Annotated in this window: 18 protein-coding genes and 1 pseudogene; 10 read left to right on the top strand and 9 right to left on the bottom strand. The window is 63.1% G+C overall.

Features of this window, described 5'->3' with window-relative positions; all coding sequences use genetic code 11:
- Nucleotides 1-817: 817 nt before the first annotated feature.
- Nucleotides 818-1,747, top strand: a complete 930-nt coding sequence (locus JQ624_RS28385; RefSeq protein ID WP_212422205.1) for an aspartyl/asparaginyl beta-hydroxylase domain-containing protein — start codon at nt 818-820, stop codon at nt 1,745-1,747.
- Between the two features lie 115 nt (nt 1,748-1,862).
- On the opposite strand, the gene JQ624_RS28380 is transcribed toward JQ624_RS28385, so the two are convergent.
- The 3 genes from JQ624_RS28380 to JQ624_RS28370 all read right to left on the bottom strand — a co-directional run bounded on the left by JQ624_RS28380 (nt 1,863) and on the right by JQ624_RS28370 (nt 3,264).
- The gene (locus tag JQ624_RS28380) at nt 1,863-2,264 is read right to left on the bottom strand and encodes an ACT domain-containing protein (RefSeq protein WP_212422204.1); all 402 of its coding nucleotides are present in this window, start codon (nt 2,262-2,264) and stop codon (nt 1,863-1,865) included.
- A gap of 147 nt (nt 2,265-2,411) precedes the next feature.
- Nucleotides 2,412-2,726 (bottom strand): EthD family reductase, encoded by a 315-nt coding sequence (locus JQ624_RS28375; protein ID WP_212422203.1) that lies wholly within the window; start codon nt 2,724-2,726, stop codon nt 2,412-2,414.
- A 250-nt stretch (nt 2,727-2,976) separates the two neighbouring features.
- Nucleotides 2,977-3,264, bottom strand: a complete 288-nt coding sequence (locus JQ624_RS28370; RefSeq protein WP_212422202.1) for a hypothetical protein — start codon at nt 3,262-3,264, stop codon at nt 2,977-2,979.
- Between the two features lie 52 nt (nt 3,265-3,316).
- Here JQ624_RS28370 and JQ624_RS38795 point away from each other — a divergent pair.
- Both JQ624_RS38795 and JQ624_RS28360 read left to right on the top strand, forming a co-directional pair.
- A pseudogene (locus tag JQ624_RS38795) lies at nt 3,317-3,473 on the top strand (LysR family transcriptional regulator); the annotation flags it as partial.
- 214 nt (nt 3,474-3,687) lie between these two features.
- The gene (locus tag JQ624_RS28360) at nt 3,688-4,089 is read left to right on the top strand and encodes a hypothetical protein (RefSeq protein WP_212422200.1); all 402 of its coding nucleotides are present in this window, start codon (nt 3,688-3,690) and stop codon (nt 4,087-4,089) included.
- A gap of 187 nt (nt 4,090-4,276) precedes the next feature.
- On the opposite strand, the gene JQ624_RS28355 is transcribed toward JQ624_RS28360, so the two are convergent.
- The 3 genes from JQ624_RS28355 to galE form a co-directional block, all read right to left on the bottom strand.
- Nucleotides 4,277-4,978 (bottom strand): fumarylacetoacetate hydrolase family protein, encoded by a 702-nt coding sequence (locus tag JQ624_RS28355; protein ID WP_212422199.1) that lies wholly within the window; start codon nt 4,976-4,978, stop codon nt 4,277-4,279.
- 45 nt (nt 4,979-5,023) lie between these two features.
- Nucleotides 5,024-6,844: an ABC transporter ATP-binding protein gene (locus JQ624_RS28350; protein ID WP_212422198.1), complete on the bottom strand. Its 1,821-nt coding sequence runs from the start codon at nt 6,842-6,844 to the stop codon at nt 5,024-5,026.
- 103 nt (nt 6,845-6,947) lie between these two features.
- Nucleotides 6,948-7,961, bottom strand: a complete 1,014-nt coding sequence (gene galE, locus JQ624_RS28345) for a UDP-glucose 4-epimerase GalE (protein WP_212422197.1) — start codon at nt 7,959-7,961, stop codon at nt 6,948-6,950.
- A gap of 183 nt (nt 7,962-8,144) precedes the next feature.
- On the opposite strand from galE, the gene JQ624_RS28340 reads away from it, so the two are divergent.
- Complete coding sequence (locus JQ624_RS28340; RefSeq protein ID WP_212422196.1) at nt 8,145-9,188, top strand: glycosyltransferase family 4 protein; 1,044 nt, start codon at nt 8,145-8,147, stop codon at nt 9,186-9,188.
- A gap of 88 nt (nt 9,189-9,276) precedes the next feature.
- On the opposite strand, the gene waaF is transcribed toward JQ624_RS28340, so the two are convergent.
- A complete protein-coding gene (gene waaF / locus JQ624_RS28335) occupies nt 9,277-10,341 on the bottom strand; it encodes a lipopolysaccharide heptosyltransferase II (protein WP_212422195.1) in 1,065 nt (354 codons plus the stop codon).
- 259 nt (nt 10,342-10,600) lie between these two features.
- On the opposite strand from waaF, the gene rfaD reads away from it, so the two are divergent.
- From rfaD to JQ624_RS28305, 6 genes are all read left to right on the top strand, one after another.
- Complete coding sequence (rfaD, locus tag JQ624_RS28330) at nt 10,601-11,578, top strand: ADP-glyceromanno-heptose 6-epimerase (RefSeq protein WP_212422194.1); 978 nt, start codon at nt 10,601-10,603, stop codon at nt 11,576-11,578.
- Between the two features lie 18 nt (nt 11,579-11,596).
- Entirely contained in the window at nt 11,597-13,069 is a 1,473-nt protein-coding gene (gene rfaE1, locus JQ624_RS28325; RefSeq protein ID WP_212422193.1) for a D-glycero-beta-D-manno-heptose-7-phosphate kinase, read from the top strand.
- Nucleotides 13,066-14,355, top strand: coding sequence for an O-antigen ligase family protein (locus tag JQ624_RS28320; protein ID WP_212422192.1), 1,290 nt, complete (start codon nt 13,066-13,068; stop codon nt 14,353-14,355). The genes rfaE1 and JQ624_RS28320 overlap by 4 nt, the downstream gene beginning before the upstream one ends.
- Nucleotides 14,356-14,381: 26 nt before the next feature.
- Nucleotides 14,382-15,668, top strand: coding sequence for an O-antigen ligase family protein (locus JQ624_RS28315; RefSeq protein WP_212422212.1), 1,287 nt, complete (start codon nt 14,382-14,384; stop codon nt 15,666-15,668).
- Between the two features lie 88 nt (nt 15,669-15,756).
- Nucleotides 15,757-17,673, top strand: a complete 1,917-nt coding sequence (locus JQ624_RS28310; RefSeq protein ID WP_212422191.1) for an SDR family NAD(P)-dependent oxidoreductase — start codon at nt 15,757-15,759, stop codon at nt 17,671-17,673.
- A 47-nt stretch (nt 17,674-17,720) separates the two neighbouring features.
- Entirely contained in the window at nt 17,721-18,923 is a 1,203-nt protein-coding gene (locus tag JQ624_RS28305) for a glycosyltransferase family 4 protein (RefSeq protein WP_212422190.1), read from the top strand.
- Here the strand turns inward: JQ624_RS28305 and JQ624_RS28300 are convergent.
- Nucleotides 18,920-19,942 carry a glycosyltransferase family 4 protein gene (locus JQ624_RS28300; RefSeq protein WP_212422189.1) on the bottom strand — a complete coding sequence of 341 codons (1,023 nt, stop codon included), beginning with the start codon at nt 19,940-19,942 and terminating at the stop codon, nt 18,920-18,922. The genes JQ624_RS28305 and JQ624_RS28300 overlap by 4 nt on opposite strands.
- Nucleotides 19,943-19,970: 28 nt before the next feature.
- A complete protein-coding gene (locus JQ624_RS28295; RefSeq protein WP_212422188.1) occupies nt 19,971-20,930 on the bottom strand; it encodes a lysylphosphatidylglycerol synthase transmembrane domain-containing protein in 960 nt (319 codons plus the stop codon).
- Nucleotides 20,931-20,967 lie beyond the last annotated feature (37 nt).

Here is a 20,967-nt window from a genome sequence, read left to right as displayed (position 1 = left end):
GCGCCCGAGGTTTGCTGGAGAACTTCCCGCCCTCGTTATCAGAGGGCGCAGGGAAGACCGGGTGCACGCTGCACCCGCGGTCTCGTGTGCAATTGCGCACAAGGAACGCGCACACGAGCATACAGGTCCAGCGGAAACACTCCGGCCTTCCCTGCGCAATGGCTTTACGGCTTACTTCGTGCTCTCCCCGGTGAACGGCTTTCTTGCCACCGTCGTCCTCAAGAAGCTTGCTTCTCAAGAACTTGACGCCAGCACCGCGGCGTCAGGACCACACGACTTCGCCGTACGCTCGAGCCACACACGTCAGTCGCAGCTCTCGCGTCCATCGCATCTCACCGCACGTTCGTGACGATGGCCAACGCCCCTCATCTGCCGTGAGACGCGCGGAGTTATGCCGATGATTTGCTCTCGAAGTTAAGCGGAATATTTTTGCAAAAGGGGCTGGACAGACTTTTGGTGATTTGCCCGTCGTGCCAATTTGTCGCGGGCCGATGCATGAAGTTGCGCTTGTGAGCAAAGCAAATCAGCTCGCAGTCCGAGGGTCGGCAAAGCGACTTGTCCACCGAAGCTCAACGAGCGAAGGCGGGCAAGTCGCTTCGCCCGCAATGACGGTTGGAGTGCTTGTCGGGCGCAAGACAGCGGCTACGTCCTTCGCGCTGATGACTTCCTGCAACACCTGAACCCGCTTTCGGACCCTTGCTACCGCAGCGCGAGCGTGATGAAATAAGGCCGAAATGTAACCAAACCGAACCAGAACCAACCCCGAATTTCCTGGGCCGCGGATCTTTCCGCGCATCACGGGTACAGGAACCGGAAAATGCTACAGCAGCTTTTCGCGCCACAGCTCGTCGTTCTCTACATCCTCGTCGCATCGACGCTCTACGTGCACTTTCGTGGCCGCGAGCGGCTTCGGATCGCGCGCCAGCTCGGCGATCACTCGACCTACCTCGCGCCCTACAACGTGCTGATGTATGCGGGCTCGGCGATTCCGAACCAGCCGGTGATACCGGTCGAGCGCTTTCCAGAACTGGCAAAGCTCAGCGAGAACTGGGAGACGATCCGCGAGGAGGCGGTGCGGCTGTTCGACGAGGGCTTTATCCGCGCCGCCGCCACGAACAACGACTGGGGCTTTTATTCGTTCTTCAAGAGCGGCTGGAAGCGGTTTTACCTGAAATGGTACGACGACTTTCTTCCCTCCGCGCGCACGCTGTGCCCGAAGACGGTCGAACTCCTGAATTCGATTCCGACCGTGCACGGCGCGATGTTCGCGATGCTGCCGCCCGGCGGCAAGCTCGGCGCGCACCGCGATCCCTTTGCCGGCTCGCTACGCTATCACTTGGGCCTCGTCACCCCCAATTCGGACAAATGCCGCATCCTGGTCGACGGCCAGCAATGCGTCTGGCGCGACGGCGCGGCCTTCATGTTCGACGAGACTTTTATTCACAGCGCGGAGAATGCGACCGACGTCAACCGCATCATCCTGTTCTGCGATGTCGAACGCCCCATGAAGTTCGGCTTTATGACCGCGATCAACCGCTGGGTCAGCCATCACATCGTCAAGGCCTCCGCGACCCAGAACATCGAAGGCGAGCATGTCGGTGTGCTCAACAAGGTGTTCGGCAAGCTCTACGAAGTTCACCTCGCCAGCCGCAAGGTCAAGGAGTGGAACCGCAAGGTCTACTACGCGCTGAAATACAGCGTGATGATCGGGATCGTCGGCCTCATCGTCATGTCCGCACTGAGATGATGAGTAGGGCGGATTAGCGAATGCGTAATCCGCCATCTTGGACGGCCACGATCAGCATAGCCCGCATGAGCGCAGCGATATGCGGGACGACACGCAAATCAGAGTCCTACGCCAGCTACGCTTGCTTCGACATGGTTAGCAGATGATGCAGAGCTTCGTTGGCTCTGTGCTCCGGCACAAACAAATGATCGTGATAGAAGGCCGACACGGGATTCACGCTTATGCCCGCTTCCGCTAATCGACCGGTGACTGCCGCCAAAAGGCCGACCGCTTCAAGCGAGGAATGAACAGTCAGCGTGATCAGTCGCGACGCAAATTGATAGGGGAGTCCCGCAGTTTCGGCTTCCTCCCGCCGCACGATGAAAGCCGTTCCTTCGCGTTCACGGAAGATGTGCAGCGGCCTGAGTGCGGCTAGGATTTCCTTGTCCTCCGAAATGCTGCAAAAAACGAAAACCCCTTCGTGCATCTCGGGCTTCATATTTTTTAGCAGCGTCTTCAGATTGCGTTCGCCCGGCATGGCCGTATGCCCAAAAAAGAAGCCTCCAGGCGAGCAATCGTAGCCCGCATGAGCGCAGCGACATGCGGGACGACGCGCAAACCGGTTTCCCGGACGTCGCCTCGCGGATCCGGGCTACACCTCATCCGGGCCACGGCGGCTGGGTTGTCAGCCGACGACGACTTCGCTGATCTGGATGACCGGGGACTGGTCGGTATAGTTCGCGATGTCGGCCATGATCTCCTTGGCATGAGGCCCAAAGCTGGCCTGGAAGGCTTCGACCGAGTCGCAGAAGATGTGGCACATCCCGACATAGGTTGCGGGTGCGCCGGGTGCCCCGCCGGCCATGCCCTTGTCGACCGTGTAGGACTTGCACGCATCGCCCATGCGCGCCTTTACAAGCGGCATATGCTTGTCGCGATAGTAATCGTGGTCGAAGCGCGCCCCAGGCGTATTGGGATACATTACGCTTACCTTGATCATCGACGTGTCCTCCGATCTGACGTTTCGCCGTTAGTTTCCGGCAATATTCGGAGTCTGTGTCAGTTTTGCGGATCTTGCAACCGGAGGGCGGTGATGTCCGGTGATCGAATACGGTGATCTTGTTGCGGTGCACGAGCTTGAGGATGGTACGAAGCAACACCACGACCGGATCGACAAGAAGCTGTTGAGGGACTTGCGAACAACAGATTGGCGCTCCGTCGGATCTGCTCCTGACCCGGAACGGGCACTCTTATTGCTTAGCTTGAATCAGTCTCCCGGCAGCCCACGCAATCAGACTAATGAACCCCCAGCTCATCCAGCCGAGGGCAAACGGGCCGAACAGGAAAATGACCAGGTAGCCAGGGCCACCGACTCCGCGCGGGTCTTCCTTCAGCAACATAAAACAAAGAGCGGAGGCTAGAACCGCAACGCCGACAAAAACGTATACTTTCTGAATGCCTGAGAATTGCCGCATCACGAATCGGTAGATGGGCGTCACAACCAGCATCGAAATTCCGATCAGGAACAGCCAACCCATCGCATCACCGCCTGCAATGCCGCCTCGAATCGCCCGAAGGTAGCAGAAATTACGAGTGCGGAACGGCGAACTGGAAATCGTGCTCGCGGGCCATAAGCCCGCCGCGCTGCCGGTGCATGTGATCGTGCCGCAAGGCCGGCTCACGTGTGCCGAAGGTGCGTGCCTTCATGGATTTTGCGGTGCCGAGGCTGCACAGCCATGAAACGTAATCCGCCACCATGGAGGTCGCGCTGGATCGGCGGATTACGCTTCGCTAATCGCCCTCCTGCAAATCGCTGATCGGCATTCTTTTCCATAGTTCGGCACGAACTACCGCACTGAAATACAAAACATCCAAGCAAACCATTGCAACAACTAAAGGTCTACATGGAGGGCGATTGCACCGAGAGAAGCATCTTCGGACCACACCATTTGGAGGAGCTCATGAACGTAACCCCTGCCGCAAACCACCTGAACATTCTCGATCCATCCAAGTTGCTGGTGTCAACAGAGACAGGGGGATCCCTGCAGCCGATAGAGAACGCGGATGCGTTCTCTAGTTCCGCCGTCTTCGATCCATCGTACCGCTACGCGACGATACAGAAGGACGGCAAGACCATCGACACCGTCTACAAGAGTGGTTTCGTGGAAGCTGGCAACGGATATGGGCTACCCAATGATCTGACGATGGATGGAGAAGGACTCGCGCTGGCGAACAAGCGCATTGAGCAGCTCCTCAAGCTGTATGGCGGACATGTCGAATACATCCAGGACACCCGGACACAGGCTGCTTCGGCAACGGCAGCCACATTGTTTGCCGCCCAGCAGGCCAGTCAGAAACGGTAGCATCGCAGGACTTCCTGCCCCGGGGTCGAGAGGCGCGGCGGATTAGCGAAGCGTAATCCGCCATCGTCGAGGTCACGCTGGATCGGCGAATTACGCTTCGTTAATCCACCCTCCGGTTCTACGCACCAATGAAAAAAGCCCCGGATCAGATCCGGGGCTTTGTGTCTCGTGCGCGTTTTCGCGCCGCCTATTCCGGCTTGCCGATCGCAACCTTCAGCGTGCCGACGCCGTCGACGCCGCACTCGATCTTGTCGCCGGGGTTGAGCTGGGAGACACCGGCGGGCGTTCCCGTCATGATGATGTCGCCGGCGGCGAGTTTTACCTGCTGCGAGAGCTGCCAGATGATCTCGGGCACGCTCCAGATCAGTTCGGTGAGATCGCCCTTCTGGGTTTCCTTGCCGTTGACCGTCAGCCAGATCTTGCCCTTGGCGGGGTGACCGATCTTGGCAGCCGGCTGGATCGCGGAGCAGGGCGCGGAATGGTCGAAGGACTTTCCGACTTCCCACGGCCGCTCCTTCTTGCGCGAGGCAAGCTGCAGGTCGCGGCGGGTCAGGTCGATGCCGACGGCATAGCCGTAGACGTGATCGAGCGCCTTGTTGGCTGGGATGTTGAGGCCGCCGCTCTTCATGGCCACGATCAGCTCGACCTCGTGATGCAGATCCTTGGTCAGCGGCGGATAGGGGATGGTGGCGCCGTCGGGCACCAGCATGTCGGCGTGCTTGGCAAAGAAGAACGGCGGCGCGCGCTCGTCATTGCCCATCTCGCGGATGTGCTCGAGATAGTTGCGCCCGACGCACCAGATGCGGCGGACCGGATAGGAACCTGTCTCGCCGACGACGGGAAGCGCGGGCTGCGGGGCTGCGGGAATGACGTAAGAGGCTGCGTTCATGAAAAGGTCTCGGCAGGTTACAGGTGGAAATCCGGCGGGTCGCTTTTACGCGGTTGCGCTGACCGGCGCCAGACTGGGGTGACCGGCATCGCGCTGCTGCAGGCGGAAGAACGAGGCATAGCGACCGCCGCGGCGCAGCAAATCGTCATGCAGGCCGCGCTCGACGATCTCGCCGCCCTCGACCACCAAAATGGCGTCGGCATGCATGATGGTGTGCAGGCGGTGGGCGATCACGATGGTGGTGCGGTTCTGGCAGAGATGGTCGATCGCCTCCTGCACCGCTTTTTCGGATTCCGAATCCAGCGCAGCGGTCGCTTCATCGAGCAGGATGATCGGCGCGTTCTTGATCAGTGCCCGAGCGACTGCGATGCGTTGGCGCTGGCCACCGGAAAGCTGCGTGCCGTGTTCGCCGACGGGCGTGTCATAGCCAAGCGGAAAGCCCATGATGAAATCGTGCGCGCAGGCCGCTTTCGCCGCCGCCACGATCTCGTCCTGGGTGGCGCCTTCCTTGCCGAAGGCGATGTTGGCGCCGATCGTGTCGCGGAACAGATAGACGTCCTGCCCGACATAGCCGGTTTGGGTGCGCAGCGAATGCCGCGATACGCCGGATATGTTCTGGCCGTCGATCAGGATTTCGCCGTCGTTCACTTCGTAAAGCCGCAGCAGGAGTGCGAGCACCGTGGATTTGCCGCCGCCGGAGGGGCCGACCAAAGCGGTGGTCTTGCCGGGTTCGGCGACGAAGCTCATGGCCTTCAGCACCGGTTCGTCCGGTCGGTAGGAGAAATTGACATCGCGGAACTCGACCCGCGCGTTCGAGAGTTTCAGCGCCGGCTTGTCGTTGTCGGCAGGCTCGCTCGCCGGGCTGTCGACGATCTCGAGCAGCATGCGCGCGCCGACCAACTGGCTGTTGAGGTCGATGTTGAGCCGCGCCAGACGTTTGGCCGGCTCGGTCGCCAGCAGGAACGCGGTCATGAAGGAGAAAAACTGTCCGGGCGTGGCGCCGAGCGCGACCACGCTGTAGCCGCCATAGAGCAGGCAGCCGGCGACCGCGAAGCCGCCGAGCATTTCCATCAGCGGGTTGGAGCGATTGGAGACCCGCGCCATCTTGTTGGCGTTGCGCTCGACGACCGCAATGTTCTCGTCGATCCGCCGCTGCATGGTCTGTTCCAGCGTGAACGCCTTCACCGTGCGGATGCCCTGCAGCGATTCCTGCATGGTCTCCATGATGTCGGCGCTGCCGGTGAACTGATTGTGGGCGAGGCCCTTGATGCGCTTCACCAGCTTGCGCAGGATCAGCATCGCCGGCGGCACCACGACGAGGCCGATAAACGACAGTACCGGATCCTGCGTCACCATCACGAATATCAGGCTGACCAGCAGTAGCACGTCGCGTCCGACGGCGTTGATCAACAGCGTCAGGACGTCGGTGATGGATTTTGCGCCCGATGTCAGCCGCGCCAAAAATTCGGAGGAATGCCGCGCGGAATAGAAAGCGATGCTTTCGCTCATCAGCTTGGCAAACAGCCGCCGCTGGTTATTGGCGAGAATGGCGTTGCTGATCTTCGACAGGATCACGGTGTGGCCGTAGGTCGCCAGACCCTTGATGAACAGCAGCACCACCGTGACGCCGGAGAGAATGGCGATGCCTGTGACGTTCTTGTCGATATAGGCCTGATTGATCACCTGGCCCAGGATATAGGCGGAGCCCGCGGTGGCGCCGGCGGACACGCCCATTAGCGCGAACGCGGTCAGATAGCGCCGCCAATAGACGAAGCCCTGTTCCATGACGAGGCGGCGAATCAGGACCGCCGCGCCGTACGGATCGTCGGTGATTTTTCTGGTCGGTTTGCTTGGAAGTTCGGTCATCCGCGTTCCATTGACGGCGCCTGGTAGCCGGGCGCGTCAGGGCTGCTGCGGTTAGTCCTTGCCTGCTTGTCGGGGCTTTTTCAAGCCAAATAAGCGCTTGATTTCAGGCCGATTCCGCATGCTGCGGAAGGCCGCCGCGGTCGCGGAACAGCTTCTGTTCCCAGGCCAGCGCGTGGGTGGCGATGGTTTCCAGATTGTCGTATTGCGGCGTCCAGTCCAGCGTCGCATGGATGCGGCTGGTATCTGCGACCATGGTCATGATGTCGCCGGGGCGGCGCGGTGCATATGAAACCGCGAAATTGCGCATCGAGACTCGGCGGACGGCCTCGATGGTCTCGAGCACCGAATAGCCGCGGCCGTAACCGCAGTTCAGTGTGATCGAGCCTCTCGCCCCGCGCAAATAGGCCAGCGCGGCGCGATGGGCCTGCGCCAGATCGCTGACATGGATGAAGTCGCGGATGCAGCTTCCATCCGGCGTCGGGTAGTCGGTGCCGTACACGTCGATCTTGGCGCGCTGGCCGGTGGCGGCTTCGACCGCGATCTTGAGCAGATGCGTTGCGCCGACGGTGGCGAGGCCGCAGCGGCCTTTCGGGTCGGCGCCGGCGACGTTGAAGTAGCGCAGCACGACATAGTTCATGCCGTGGGCGGAAGCCACATCGTGCAGCATGATTTCCGTCATCAGCTTGGAGGAGCCGTAGGGCGACGCCGGCCGCGTCGGCGCGTGTTCGGGCACCGGCACCTGGTCCGGATTGCCGTAGACGGCAGCCGTCGATGAAAAGATGAAGCGGTTGACGCCGCCCTTGACCGCGGCATGCAGCAGGCTGCGGGTCGTCATGGTGTTGTTGCGGTAATAGCCGAGCGGATCGCGCACCGAATCCGGCACGACGATGGAGCCGGCGAAATGGATGATGCTCTCGATCTTGTGCTGGGCGATCACGCCTGCGACGAGGTTTTCATCGCCGGCGTCGCCGATGAACAGCGGCACGCCCTCAGGCAGGAAGGCGGTGAATCCGGTGGACAGATTGTCGATCACGACGACGCTTTCGCCGGCGTCCGCCAGCGCATGAACCATGTGACTTCCGATATAGCCGGCGCCACCGGTGACGAGCACGGTCATGGGCCACCTCTCGCTCTTGAATTTGCAGCGCGCCCGGACGCAAAACCGGTTTCCACTTTATGCTGGTCGCGCTCTATTGGCGGCGATGCTAACGGGGGCGCGGTGAAGAGTGGGTTTCGGCGGCAGCGAACTGGCCACTATGCTTAATGTTGCGTATAGGAACTGGCCTAAACGGAGCCGGACGTGCCGATCGAGAACAATTTGGCCAGTGATCTGCAACTGATCGTGCCGAATCTGCACAGGCGCTATTCGGGCGTCACGGCGACCAACCGGATGGCGGCGCCGAAGCTTGCCACAATGTACCGCGCGGCATGGCTCGGGTCGCATGCGCCCGACGGCATCGCACGGATGGGTTTTGCTGATCTTTTGAAGCTCTGGCGCCGCCGCAACTCCCTGATCTGGCATGCGCGCCGCAATGACGAGATGATCGCTGGGCTGTTGCTGCGCGCGCTCGGCTGGCCGCTGAAGCTCGTCTTCACTTCGGCCGCGCAGCGGCATCACAAGCGGCTGACGCGCTGGCTGATCCGGCAGATGGATGCGGTGATCGCCACTTCCGAACTTTCGGCGTCGTTTCTCAAGCGCGAGGCGACGGTGGTGATGCATGGCGTCGATACCGAGCGCTATGCACCGCCGGCCGATCGCGCGGCGGCGTTTGCGGAAGCCAAACTGCCGGGACGTTACGCGATCGGCTGTTTCGGCCGGGTGCGCGCGCAAAAGGGCACGGACGTCTTCGTCGAGGCGATGTGCCGGCTGCTGCCGCGTTATCCCGATTTCACCGCAATCATCGTCGGCGCGGTGGTGCCGGAGCAGCAGGGCTTTGCCAACGGTTTGAAGCAGCAGATCGAAGCGGCCGGCCTGCAATCGCGCATCGTCATCACGGGCGAGCTTGATATCGAGGAGGTGCAGCGCTGGTACCAGCGGCTGACGATCTACGCCTTCACCTCGCGCAATGAAGGCTTTGGCCTGACGCTGATCGAGGCGATGTCCTCAGGTGCGGCGCTGGTGGCGTCGCGCGCGGGCGCGGCCGAATTCGTGGTCGAGGACGGCGTAACCGGCGTGCTGACGCCGCCGGGCGATGTGGAGGCGCTGGTCGCCGCGCTGGAGCCGTTGATGCGCGATCCGGCATCGGCAAGTGCGATGGGTGAGCGGGCGCGCGTGCGCGTGCTGCAAAAGTTCAGCCTTGAGGCGGAAGCGAATGCGATCGCCGCGGTCTATCGTACGCTATAGCGTTTTCGAGCGAAGTGGATGCCGGTTCGCGCAAGGAAAACGCGTCAAAACAAAGAACAGAGCCCGGTTCTGATGTAATCAGAACCGATCAGGCTCTGGGCTGAGTGACCAGCAGGCGATGCGCGACATCGACCACGTAGGCGGGATCGATGTCGCGCATGCAGCGGTGGTCGTTCATGGTGCAGACGGTGCGTTGGCAGGGCTGGCAGGGCAGCACGGCCTTGGTCTGAAGAACCGTGGCCGCGAGGCCGTTCAGCGGCGCCCACAGATAGGGACTGGTGGGGCCGAAAATGCCCATGGTCGGCGTGCCGATCGCCGCCGCGATATGCATCAGGCCGGAATCGTTCGAGATGGCGACGTCGGCCGCCGCCATCGCCAGGATGCCGTTGCGCAGGTCAGTGCCGGTGAGGTCGCGGACCTTGCCGCGGCCGGCGGCAACGATCTCCTGCGCCAGCGCCTTCTCGCCGGGGCCGCCGACCACCCAGACGTCGAGCCCGCGCTCGACCAGGAGCCGGGCGGCGCCGGGGTAATAGGTCCAGCGCTTGGAGGCGCCGACGGACCCGGGTGCCAGCGCCACCGCGGGGCCAGTACCGAGGTCGTTGGCCTGCCGCCAGCGCGCGATTTCATCCGGCGGCACCACGAGCTGCGGCACCGGCCATTCCGGCGGCAGCGGCGCGCCGGCAGGCAGCGCCAGTGCGGCATTCTTGTCGATGAAGCGGGGCAGGGCCTTCTCGCCCCAGCGCATCCGGTTGATCAGCCCGAATCGGGCCTCGCCGAAAAAGCCGACCCGCTCGGGGATGCCGGCCAGCGCGGGGGCAATCGCGGCCTTCCAGGTGCGGGGCAGGACGAGGGCGGTTCCATAACCCTTGGCGCGCAGTTCGGATGCGAGACCCCACTGTTTTGCCACCGCAAGCCGGCTGCGGGGCAGATCCCAGACGATCCCGGCGCGGACACCCGGCATGTAATCGACCAGGGGTGCACATAGCGAGGTCACCAGCAAATCGACGGGCCGGTTCGGCCAACGCTGCTTGAGGACACGCACGACCGTGTGGCCGCGCACGAAATCGCCGATCCACATATAGGGTACGATCAGGATCGGCCGCGTGTCGGCGGCATCCTCCATCTCGATCCCAATGGGTGAATTCATATTCATATCTTATGTGCGACGCCTCGGGGTGATTCCGGCTCCGGAGGTAACCGCTCTGCAACGGCAGGTAAAGTCGAGCGATCCGCCTTCACCGCGCCAAACAAGCTCGACCTCGGTTCCGATGAATCAGAACCGAGGCCTATCCTTTTGGTTTGACGTGTTTTCCTAACGCAAACCGGACGACACTTCGCTTGAAAACGCTTTGAGTTGCCTGCCGCGCGGGAGTGGGGCAAAGCTTTGCCGAACAATCATGGCAGGGGATGGCATGTTGCTGGTGACCGGGGGCGCCGGTTTTATCGGGTCGAACGTCGTGGCTGCGTTGAATGACGCCGGCCGGGACGTGGCCGTGTGCGACGTGCTCGGCCACGACGGCAAATGGCGCAATCTGGCCAAGCGCCGGCTCGCTGACTTTGTGCCGCCTTCGGAACTGATGGACTGGCTGAAGGGCCGCCGGCTGGAGGCCGTCATTCATCTCGGCGCCATTTCCGAGACCACGGCGACCGACGGCGATCTGGTGATCGAGACCAATTTCCGGTTGTCGATGCGGCTCCTGGACTGGTGCACGGCGAACGCCACGCCGCTGATCTACGCGTCCTCGGCCGCGACCTATGGCGACGGCAGCGCCGGCTTTGCCGACGACCAATCCATGGACGCCTTGAAGAAGCTGCGGCCGATGAACCTCTACGGTTGGAGCAAGCATCTGTTCGACATGGCGGTGGCCGAACGCGCCGCGCGCGGTGAACGGCTGCCGCCGCAATGGGCGGGGCTGAAGTTCTTCAACGTGTTCGGCCCCAACGAATATCACAAGGGCACGATGATGAGCGTGCTGGCGCGGCGCTTCGACGACGTCAAGGCCGGGCGCCCCGTGCAATTATTCAAGTCCCATCGGGAAGGCATCGCCGACGGTGACCAGCGGCGCGACTTCATCTATGTCGACGATGTTGTGCGCGTGATGATGTGGCTGCTCTCGGCGCCCGGCGTCAGCGGCATCTTCAACGTCGGCACCGGCACCGCGCGCAGCTTTCGCGACCTGATGCTGTCGGCCTATGCGGCGCTCGGCGCCACGCCGAACATCCAGTATATCGACATGCCCGAAGCGATCCGCGGCAGCTATCAATACTTCACCCAGAGCGAAGTCGATCGGCTGTTGCGCGCCGGATATAATGGCGGCTTCACCGCGCTGGAAGACGCGGTCGAGCGTTACGTGAAGGGTTTTCTCGATCGCACCGATCGCTTTCGCTGATGGGCACCAGGTAGACAGATGTTCGATTTTGAAGCCCTGAGCCAGGCGATCCCACGGCAGACCGTGCTCTGCGTCGGCGACCTCATGCTCGACGAATTCGTCTATGGCGAGGTGTCGCGCATTTCGCCGGAAGCGCCGGCTCCCGTCATCGCGGTCCAGCGCAGCGAGACCAATGTCGGCGGCGCCGGCAACGTCGCGCGCAACATCGCCGCTCTCGGCGCGCGCTGCATCTTTGCAGGCCTGGTCGGCGAGGACGAGGCGGGCGCGAAGCTGAAGGCCGATCTGGCGCGGGAGAACCTGATCGAGGCGGTACTGGTCTCGGATTCCTCCCGCCCGACGACGCGCAAGGTGCGCTTCGTCTCCGAGCATTTCTCCACCCACATGCTGCGCGCGGATTGGGAGCAGGCCGTGCCGGCCTCGGCCGAGATCGAGCAAAAGCTGATCGATGCGATCCTGCCGCTCGTGCCGCGCGCCGATATCGTGCTGCTGTCCGACTATGCCAAGGGCGTGCTGACGGCGCGCGTCATCCGCAACATCATCGACGCCGCCAAGAAGCTCGGCAAGCGCGTCATCGTCGATCCCAAGAGCGCCAGTTTCGCGATCTATCGCGGCGCCACGCTGCTGACGCCCAACCGCAAGGAATTTGCCGAAGCCACCCGCAGCCGCGCCGATACCGACCTGAACATTGCCGCCGCGGCGCAGGACGCGATGGTTCTCGCCGATTGCGAGGCGATGCTGGTGACGCAGAGCGAATACGGCATGACGCTGGTGGCGCGCGGCGCCGAGGCGATCCACGTGCCGGCGTTGCCGGTCAAGGTGCGCGACGTCTCTGGCGCGGGCGACACGGTCGCCGCCGTGCTGGCGCTGACGCTGGCGGCCGGGGCCGACTGGGAGACGGCGCTGCGGATGGCGAATGCGGCAGCCGCAGTCGCGGTCGGCAAGAAGGGCACCGCTACCGTGACGCCGGCCGAGCTGCGGCGGAAGATTCTGCCGCATGCGTCGCTGGCGGCCGAAGAGAAGATCGTGCCTGCTGGCGGCGATCTCGATGCGCATCTTTCGGACTGGCGCCGGCAGGGGCTGCGCATCGGCTTCACCAATGGCTGCTTCGACTTCCTGCATCCCGGCCACGTCAAGGTGCTGACGGCCGCGCGCCGCGCCTGTGACCGGCTGATCGTCGGTCTCAACAGTGACGCCTCGGTGAAGCGGTTGAAGGGCGAGGGACGCCCGGTTCAGGACGAAAGCGCGCGCGCCGAAGTGCTGGCGGCGCTGGAGGCGGTCGATCTCGTCGCGATCTTCGAGGAGGACACGCCGATCGACCTGATCGCGAAAGTGAGGCCGAGCGTGCTGGTCAAGGGCGGCGACTACACCCGCGAACAGGTCGTTGGCCATGAGATCGTCGAGGCTGCCGGCGGCGAGGTCCTGCTTGTGGACATTCTGCCGGGCCACAGCACGACGTCGCTGGTCGGCCGCGCGCGGGGAGGAAAAGTGTGACCGCTGTGACGGCTCTTCCGCCGATGTCCCTGGTGCGGCGGTACTGGCGAGACCGGGCGCTGTGGACCACGATTTCGGACGTCTTTGCAATTCTGGCCGCGCTCGCGCTGCCCTGGTCGACGTCACTGGTGGCGGTCTTCGTGCCGTGCTGGCTCGGCGCCGTGGCGTGGGTGATGGACTGGCGGGCCTACGGGCGATTGCTGACACAGCCGATCTGCTATTTGCCATTCGCGCTGGTCGGCCTGGCTCTTATCGGCACGCTCTGGTCGGACGCGGCGTGGAGCGCGCGGCTTCACGCCATTGGTCCCACCCTCAAGCTGCTGGTGCTGCCGGGGCTGTTCTATCATTTTCAACGGTCGTCGCGCGGGATGTGGGTCTTCGTCGCATTCCTGGTGTCCTGCGCGCTGCTCAATCTCGTGTCCTGGTTGGTCGCGATTGATCCCAGCCTCTCGCTCAAACCGGGTGAAGATGCGTATCGCGGCATCTTTGTCAAAAATTACATCGATCAGAGTCAGGAGTTTGCGCTCTGTGCGATCGCGCTGATCTATCCGATCATCAGTCTGCTGCGGGCGAACAAGGTGCGGCAGGCATTGGTGCTGGGTGCAGTCTCGCTCTGGTTCATCGCAAACATGGTGTTCATCGTCGTCTCCCGGACCGCCATCGTTACGATGCCTATCATGCTGGCGGTGTTTGCGCTGCTGCACCTGAGGCGGCGCACCAGCCTGATCATTATTGGCGTGATGATCGCCCTCGTGGGCGTACTTTGGTTCACCACGACCGACCTGCGCTGGGGGCCCAAGAGAATTGTCAGAGATTATCAGCTCTACAAGACAGAAAATTCCGTGACATCGATCGGGCTTCGGCTCGAGTTCTGGCAAAAATCCCTGCGGTTCATTTCGGAGGCGCCGGTCATCGGCCACGGGACGGGCTCTCTGCGCGGGCTCTTCGAGCGGGCAGCGAACGGGTACGCCGAGAATTCCAAGGGCGATATTATCAGTAATCCACACAACCAGACGTTGAACATTGCGGTGCAATGGGGTATCGTCGGGGTCGTCCTGTTGTACGCGATGTGGCTGGTGCATCTGCTGCTGTTTCGCGGCGAGGGTCTCGTCGCCTGGATCGGATTGCTTGTCGTGGTGCAGAACATGTTCACCTCGCTGTTCAACTCGCACCTGTTCGATTTTCATGAGGGGTGGATGTACGTGCTGGGCGTTGGGGTTGCCGGCGGCATGACGCTCGCGGCCAGGCAACGCGGGCTGCCTGCGGCTCCGGTGATACCGCGATGATGGCGGCGGACCGCCTGCGCAACACGATGGGCGTGCTCGGCTCGATGGTTTCGTCGGTGCTCTCCGCCCGGCACGATCCGGTGGCGCGGATACGGAACGTCGATCTCATCGCCGTCCTGGTTGCGGTCCTGTTGCCGTGGTCGACCAGCGGCGTCAGCATCGGCATGGTGCTCTGGCTTGCCGCCCTTGCCGCCACGCTGGAATTGCGGCCGTTCCTGCATTCGTTGAAGCGGCCGATCTGTGTGCTTCCGATTGCACTCGTGGCACTGGCCGCAATGGGAACCCTATGGTCGGACGCACCTTGGAACGCGCGCACTTATGCCTTGAGTCCCGTGACGAAGCTGCTCGTATTGCCGTTCCTGTTCCATCATTTCGAGCGTTCGACGCGCGGCATGTGGATATTCATCGCGTTCCTGGCGTCCTGCACGCTGCTGACGGTCGCGTCCTGGATGGTTGCGATTGATCCCAGCCTCTCACTGAAGGCTCCCGACGGGTCGACGGGGCACGGCATCTTCGTCAAGAATTATATCGACCAGAGCCAGGAATTTTTGTTGTGCACGGTCGTGCTTGCCTTCCCCATCATCACGCTGCTGCGAGAAGGGAAAGTCCGGCAAGCGCTGTTGCTGACGCTCGTCGCGGCGAATTTTGTCGTCAACATGGTGTTCGTCGTCGTGTCGCGCACGGCACTGGTGACGCTGCCGGTGATGCTCGCCGTGTTCGCGATGGCGCACCTGAAATGGCGAACCAACGTCATGCTGTTCGTTGCCGCCGCGGCATTCGGCGCGTTGGCCTGGACGGTATCGCCTCAACTGCAGGCAACGACGGATAAATTCACGCGGGATTACCGGATCTACAAGGAATTCAATCAGCCGACATCGATCGGGCTGCGGCTCGAATTCTGGGAGAAGTCGTTGCGGTTCTTTGCCGAGGCGCCCGTCATCGGCCACGGTACGGGATCGACGCGGGGGCTGTTCGAGGCGGCGGCGACCGGGCCTGCGGTGCTGGCGCAGGCGCAGGTGATCGGGAACCCGCATAACCAGACCCTCAATGTCGCGGTCCAGTGGGGCACGATCGGGGTCGTGATCCTGTACGCCATGTGGTTTTCGCATTTCTCGCTGTTTCGCGGCGAGGGGCTGGCGGCCTGGATCGGGCTGATGGTGGTGCTGCAGAACATGTTCAGTTCGCTGTTCAACTCGCACCTGTTCGACTTTCACGAAGGCTGGATGTATGTGCTGGGCGTCGGTGTTGCTGGCGGCATGGTGCTGCGTGCCAGGTCAGGGGCTGCGGAATCTTCCGGAACAGCCCGGCCATGATCGCTGGCATGCACGCCAGAGATAAGATATCAGCGGGCCAGGGACGCGCCTTGCGAATCCCCATCGTTTCCGCAGCCGGCCCTTTGGAATGACGCCTGTTTCGCAACTGACCCGTCGCAATTACCTGATCGCAGCGCATGATGCGCTGGCGACCGCGTTTGCGCTGCTCGCAAGCTTCTATCTGCGCTTCGAGGGAGGCGAGGCCTTCTATGCCCGCCTGCCGCTATTGCTGCGCATTCTGCCCCTCTTCGTCGTCTTCAGCGTCGTGATCTGCTACGTCTTCAACCTGACGACGACAAAATGGCGTTTCATTTCATTGCCGGATGCGCTGAACATCATGCGCGTGGCGTCCATTCTGACGGTCGCGCTCATCGTGCTGGACTATGCCTTCATTTTCGGAGCATCGAGCGGCAGGGCGCCGGTGCTGTTCGGCCGTATCACCATCGTGCTCTACTGGTTTCTTCAGGTGTTCGCGCTGAGCGCGCTCCGTTTCGGCTATCGCTATTTCCGCTATTCGCGCGTTCTCCGCCATGCCCGGACCGAAGGGGCGTCGTCGACCCTGCTGATCGGCCGCGCCGCCGACGCGGAGGTGTTGTTGCGCGCGATCGAGAGCGGCGCAGTCAAGCAGCTCTGGCCGGTCGGCGTGCTGTCGCCGTCGGCCGCGGACCGCGGCCAGTCGATCCGCAACGTGCCCGTGCTCGGCGGGATCGACGATGTCGAGGACGTGGTGCGCGACTATGCCGGACGCGGAAAGCCGATTTCGCGGGTCGTCATGACCCCGTCGGCGTTCGAACCCGAGGCGCATCCCGAAGCGGTCTTGATGCGGGCCAAGCGGCTTGGCCTGTTCGTCAGCCGCCTGCCGTCGCTCGAAAGCGGCGACGTGCCGAGGCTGACCAATGTCGCTGTCGAAGACCTGCTGCTGCGGCCGAGCGAGAAGATCGATTACGCGCGGCTCGAGGCGCTGGTGAAGGGCAAGGCGGTGATCGTCACCGGCGGCGGCGGTTCGATCGGCTCGGAGATTTGCGACCGCGTCGCGACTTTCGGCGCCGCGCGGTTGCTGGTGATCGAACATTCGGAACCGGCGCTCTACGCGGTGACGGAGGCGCTGACGGCGCGCGCGGCCAATGCGGCGATCGAGGGCCGAATCGCCGATATCCGCGATCGGGACCGGATCATGAGCCTGATGAAGGAGTTCCAGCCCGATATCGTGTTCCATGCCGCCGCCCTGAAGCACGTGCCGATCCTCGAGCGCGACTGGAGCGAGGGCGTCAAGACCAACATCTTCGGTTCCGTCAATGTCGCCGACGCCGCGCGGGCGGCGGGCGCAGCCGCGATGGTGATGATCTCGACCGACAAGGCGATCGAGCCGGTCTCCATGCTGGGCCTGACCAAGCGCTTTGCCGAAATGTATTGCCAGGCGCTCGACCATGACCTGATGACGCAATCGGAAGGCAAGCCGCACATGCGGTTGATCTCGGTGCGGTTCGGCAACGTGCTGGCCTCCAACGGATCGGTGGTGCCGAAATTCAAGGCGCAGATCGAGGCCGGCGGCCCGGTCACGGTGACGCATCCGGATATGGTCCGGTACTTCATGACCATCCGCGAAGCCTGCGACCTCGTGCTGACTGCGGCCACGCACGCGCTGACGCCGGCGCGGCCCGATGTATCCGTCTACGTCCTTAACATGGGACAGCCGGTCAAGATCGTGGAGCTTGCCGAGCGGATGATCCGCCTGTCGGGCCTCGAACCCGGCATCGATATCGAGGTGGTGTTCACCGGCATGCGGCCGGGCGAGCGGCTGAACGAGATTCTGTTCGCCAGCGAGGAGCCGTCGGTGGAGATCGGGGTCGCCGGCATCATGGCGGCCAAGCCGAACGAGCCGCCGATGCAGACGTTGCGCAAATGGCTCGCGGCGCTGGAGGAGGCGATTGCGCGGGATGACCGTTCCACCATCCGTGCGGTGCTCAAGGATGCCGTGCCCGAATTCGGATCGAACGCCGCCTGAACTTTTTTCGGTGTCCGCCGGCCGTGCGGGCCGCCTCGAAAGCCATGATGCAGAAGTCCGGAAAAGTCGTCGTCGTCAGCCAGCATTATCCGCCGGATCCGAGTACGACGGCGGCTATCATGGCGGCGATTTCGGAACGCGTGGCGCAGGAAGCCGAAGTCCTGGTGCTGTCGGGAACGGCAGGCTCCGCCGCCAAAGCGGCCGGCAGCAAGCCCCAAATCGTCGAAGTAGGGAATTGGATGCCCGGCAAGGCCGCATTGCTCAAGCGCGCTTTGGCCGAACTGCTGTTCACGATCCGGATGTTCGTGGCGCTGCTGGCGAAGCTGCGGCGCGGCGACGTCGCGCTCACCGTGCCCGCACCCTTCATGCTGCCTTATGCGTTCGCCGCCGCGGCGAAACTGAAGGGTGCGAAGCCGGTGCTGATCATGCACGATCTCTATCCCGATGTTCTCGTCATGGCTGGCCTGTTGAAGCCGCGGTCGATCGTGGCGAAAGCGATGCGCGCCTTGAACGCGCCGATGTTTCGCGCGCTGGACGCCGTCGTCATCATCGGCCGCGACACGGAAAAGCTGTTGTTGCGCTATGGCGGAGTGACCCGCGACAAGATCCGCTTCATTCCGAACTGGGCGACGCTTGCGCCCGGCGTTCGCGCGATTGCTCCTGACAATCCGTATCGCCGTTCGCTTTCCGCCCGCTTCGTCGTCGGACTGTCCGGCAATCTCGGCTTTACCCACGATCCCGTCATCGTATTCGAGGCCGCGCGCCTGCTGCGGGACGACCGGGATATTCACTTTGTGCTGTCGGGCTGGGGTGTCGGTTTCGACCAGTTACGGCAAATGCAGGCCGAGGCAAAGCTTCCGAACGTCACCCTGGTCGATCGCGTCGAGGACGATCAATTGGAGGCGTTTCTTTCGGCCGCGGATGTCTGGATCATTCCCTACCGCAGGAACGTCGCCGGGGTATCGGTGCCCAGCCGGTTCTACAATCTGCTGGCGATCGGCCGCCCGGTGATTTTGGTTTCCGAAGCGGACGCCGAGGCGGCGTTGACGGTGACCGAACACGATGTCGGCTGGGTCGTCGAACCCGGCAACGCCGCCGAACTGGCGAAAACGGTCAGTCGCGCCGCCGGCGCCAAGGACCCGCAGCGGGCCGAGCGCGCGGCCGAAATCGCAGGGCGATTCGATTTTGAGACCGCCATGACCGGCTATTGCAGCCTGATCCGCGAGCTTTCGCAACAGAAGCCGGATTAGCCTGACGATGATTGCCGGCAGGAGAAGCGGCGCATCAGGAGCGCGGTGGCGATGCTGCCGATGACGAAAAGCAGGATTGCGATGGCCGCCGACGAGGTCATGGCCGCGCCGATTGCCAATGCGGCGAGCAGGATGTTGAGCGCGAACACCTCGCTCACCACGCGCCATACCGGAAAGCCGTTATCGGTGGCGCGCTGGTAGAAATGGGTGCGATGCGCCGCCCAGAACGGCTCGCGCCTTGCCATCCGCCGAAACAGCGTGACAGTTGCATCGGCCAGATAATAAAGCGGCAACAGCAGGGCGGCTGCGAAGTGCTGATGCCAGGCGAGCTGCAGCAGGCACCAGCCAACGAGCAGACCAATCGGTAGGCTGCCGACGTCGCCGAGAAAGATTTTCGCCACCGGCCGGTTGAAAGGAGCGAAGCCGAGCATGGCCCCGAACAGCGCCGCGGCGGCGATCGTCGCGGGCGCCGGAAGTTCGGCGAGCCAGCCGAGCAGAACGAGCGCGCCGGTGACGGGCACGATCTCGGCGACCGTCATCAGGTCCAGCCCGTCCATGAAGTTGACGAGGTTCACAAACCACAGGCCTGCGAGGAACAGCAAGCCGCGCTCGATCCAGAGCGGGCAGGCCGGAACGATCCGCAAGTTTTCGGGCGTGGCAAGGATCGCCGCGGCGACGGCGAGCCCCTGCAGCAGCAGCCGCGGCACCACCGGGATGGAATGGATGTCATCGGCAAAGCCTACGGCCGCGATGAACAGCGTCGCGCCGAATACCGCGACGGGAATTTTCATCTCCGCCGCGCCGGCAAATGCGGTGACCGTGACAGCCGCGATCAGCGTGGCTGCGATCACCGCGATGCCCGCGCCCTGCGGCGTCGGAACCCGATGGGAAGAGCGCGCATTCGGCCTTGCCAGCGCTATTCGCATCAGCAGCGGCCGGACCGCCCATGTCAGGACGCCTGACAACAGCGCCGCCGGCACTGCGGCGGCCAACGACAGCAGTAGTTGTGAACTGGCCATTACACCTGCGCGGAAAGTTGCTCGAAGATTATTTGCGAACCTCGATGGGCACTGTGCCCTGCGCGGCTTTCTCGGCGCTCAATATCCAGACCAGCCCGCCGACCGCGCCGACCATGAAGGATACCGCGCCATAGAGCAGCGAGATGTTGACGCCCTCGTTGGCCATCAGGCCGGCATAACCGAACGCCAGCCCCATGGTGGCCTCGCGGACGCCCCAACCGGCAATCGAGATCGGCAGCATGGTGATCAGCATGACGGGCGGAACGAGCTGGAAGATCTGGCCGAACAGCACGGGGGCTGCGATCGATTGCACCACGCACCAGGCGATGACGACCGCAAGCACATGCACCAGCAACGACAGCACCGCGACTTTCGGGCCGTGAACGCGGCCGAACAGCACGCGATTTGCGATCACCGAACAGGCGTGGATGTGATGGGTGCCCCACCAGTGCTTCAGCCACGGCCACGGCAGCCGGCCGAGCAGAAGAAATCCGAGGCCGCCGGCAAGGGCTGCGAAATCGACGAACAGCAGCGCCGACCTGCCGTGCGGATCGGTGATCAGGCGGTAGCTCCAGGGCAGGCTCGCGACGATGACCACCGCGAGCGCGATCAGGCCGATGGCGCGGTCGACGAAGATGGAATAGGTCGCGGCCCGCCAGCCGTGGCCGCTGCGCGCGACCAGCCACAGCCGCACCGCGTCGCCGCCGATCGAGGAGGGCAGCGTCTGGTTGAAGAAGGTTCCGATCACGTTGAAGCGCATCGCCTGCCTGGTCGGCAGCGGCGCGCCGCACTCCGCGCTGATCTCGCGCCATCGCAGGACGCCGATGAATATCTGCAGGAACGTCACGGCAATCGCCGCGCCGATCCAGCCCAGGCTGGAAACGTCGATGCGGGCGACCAATTCGGCAAGGTCGACCTTGCGCAGCGAGAAATAGAGGAGCGCCGCCGAGACCAGTATCTTCAACGTCGAAAGCAGGATTCGGCGCATCTCGCCCGTGCCGGGTTTGAGAAGGGGGTGCAAAAAG

Source organism: Bradyrhizobium sp. AUGA SZCCT0283 (assembly GCF_018130385.1).
Lineage (GTDB): Bacteria > Pseudomonadota > Alphaproteobacteria > Rhizobiales > Xanthobacteraceae > Bradyrhizobium.
Note: the sequence above shows the minus strand (reverse complement) of the source record. Positions and strands in the feature narration are given on the sequence as shown.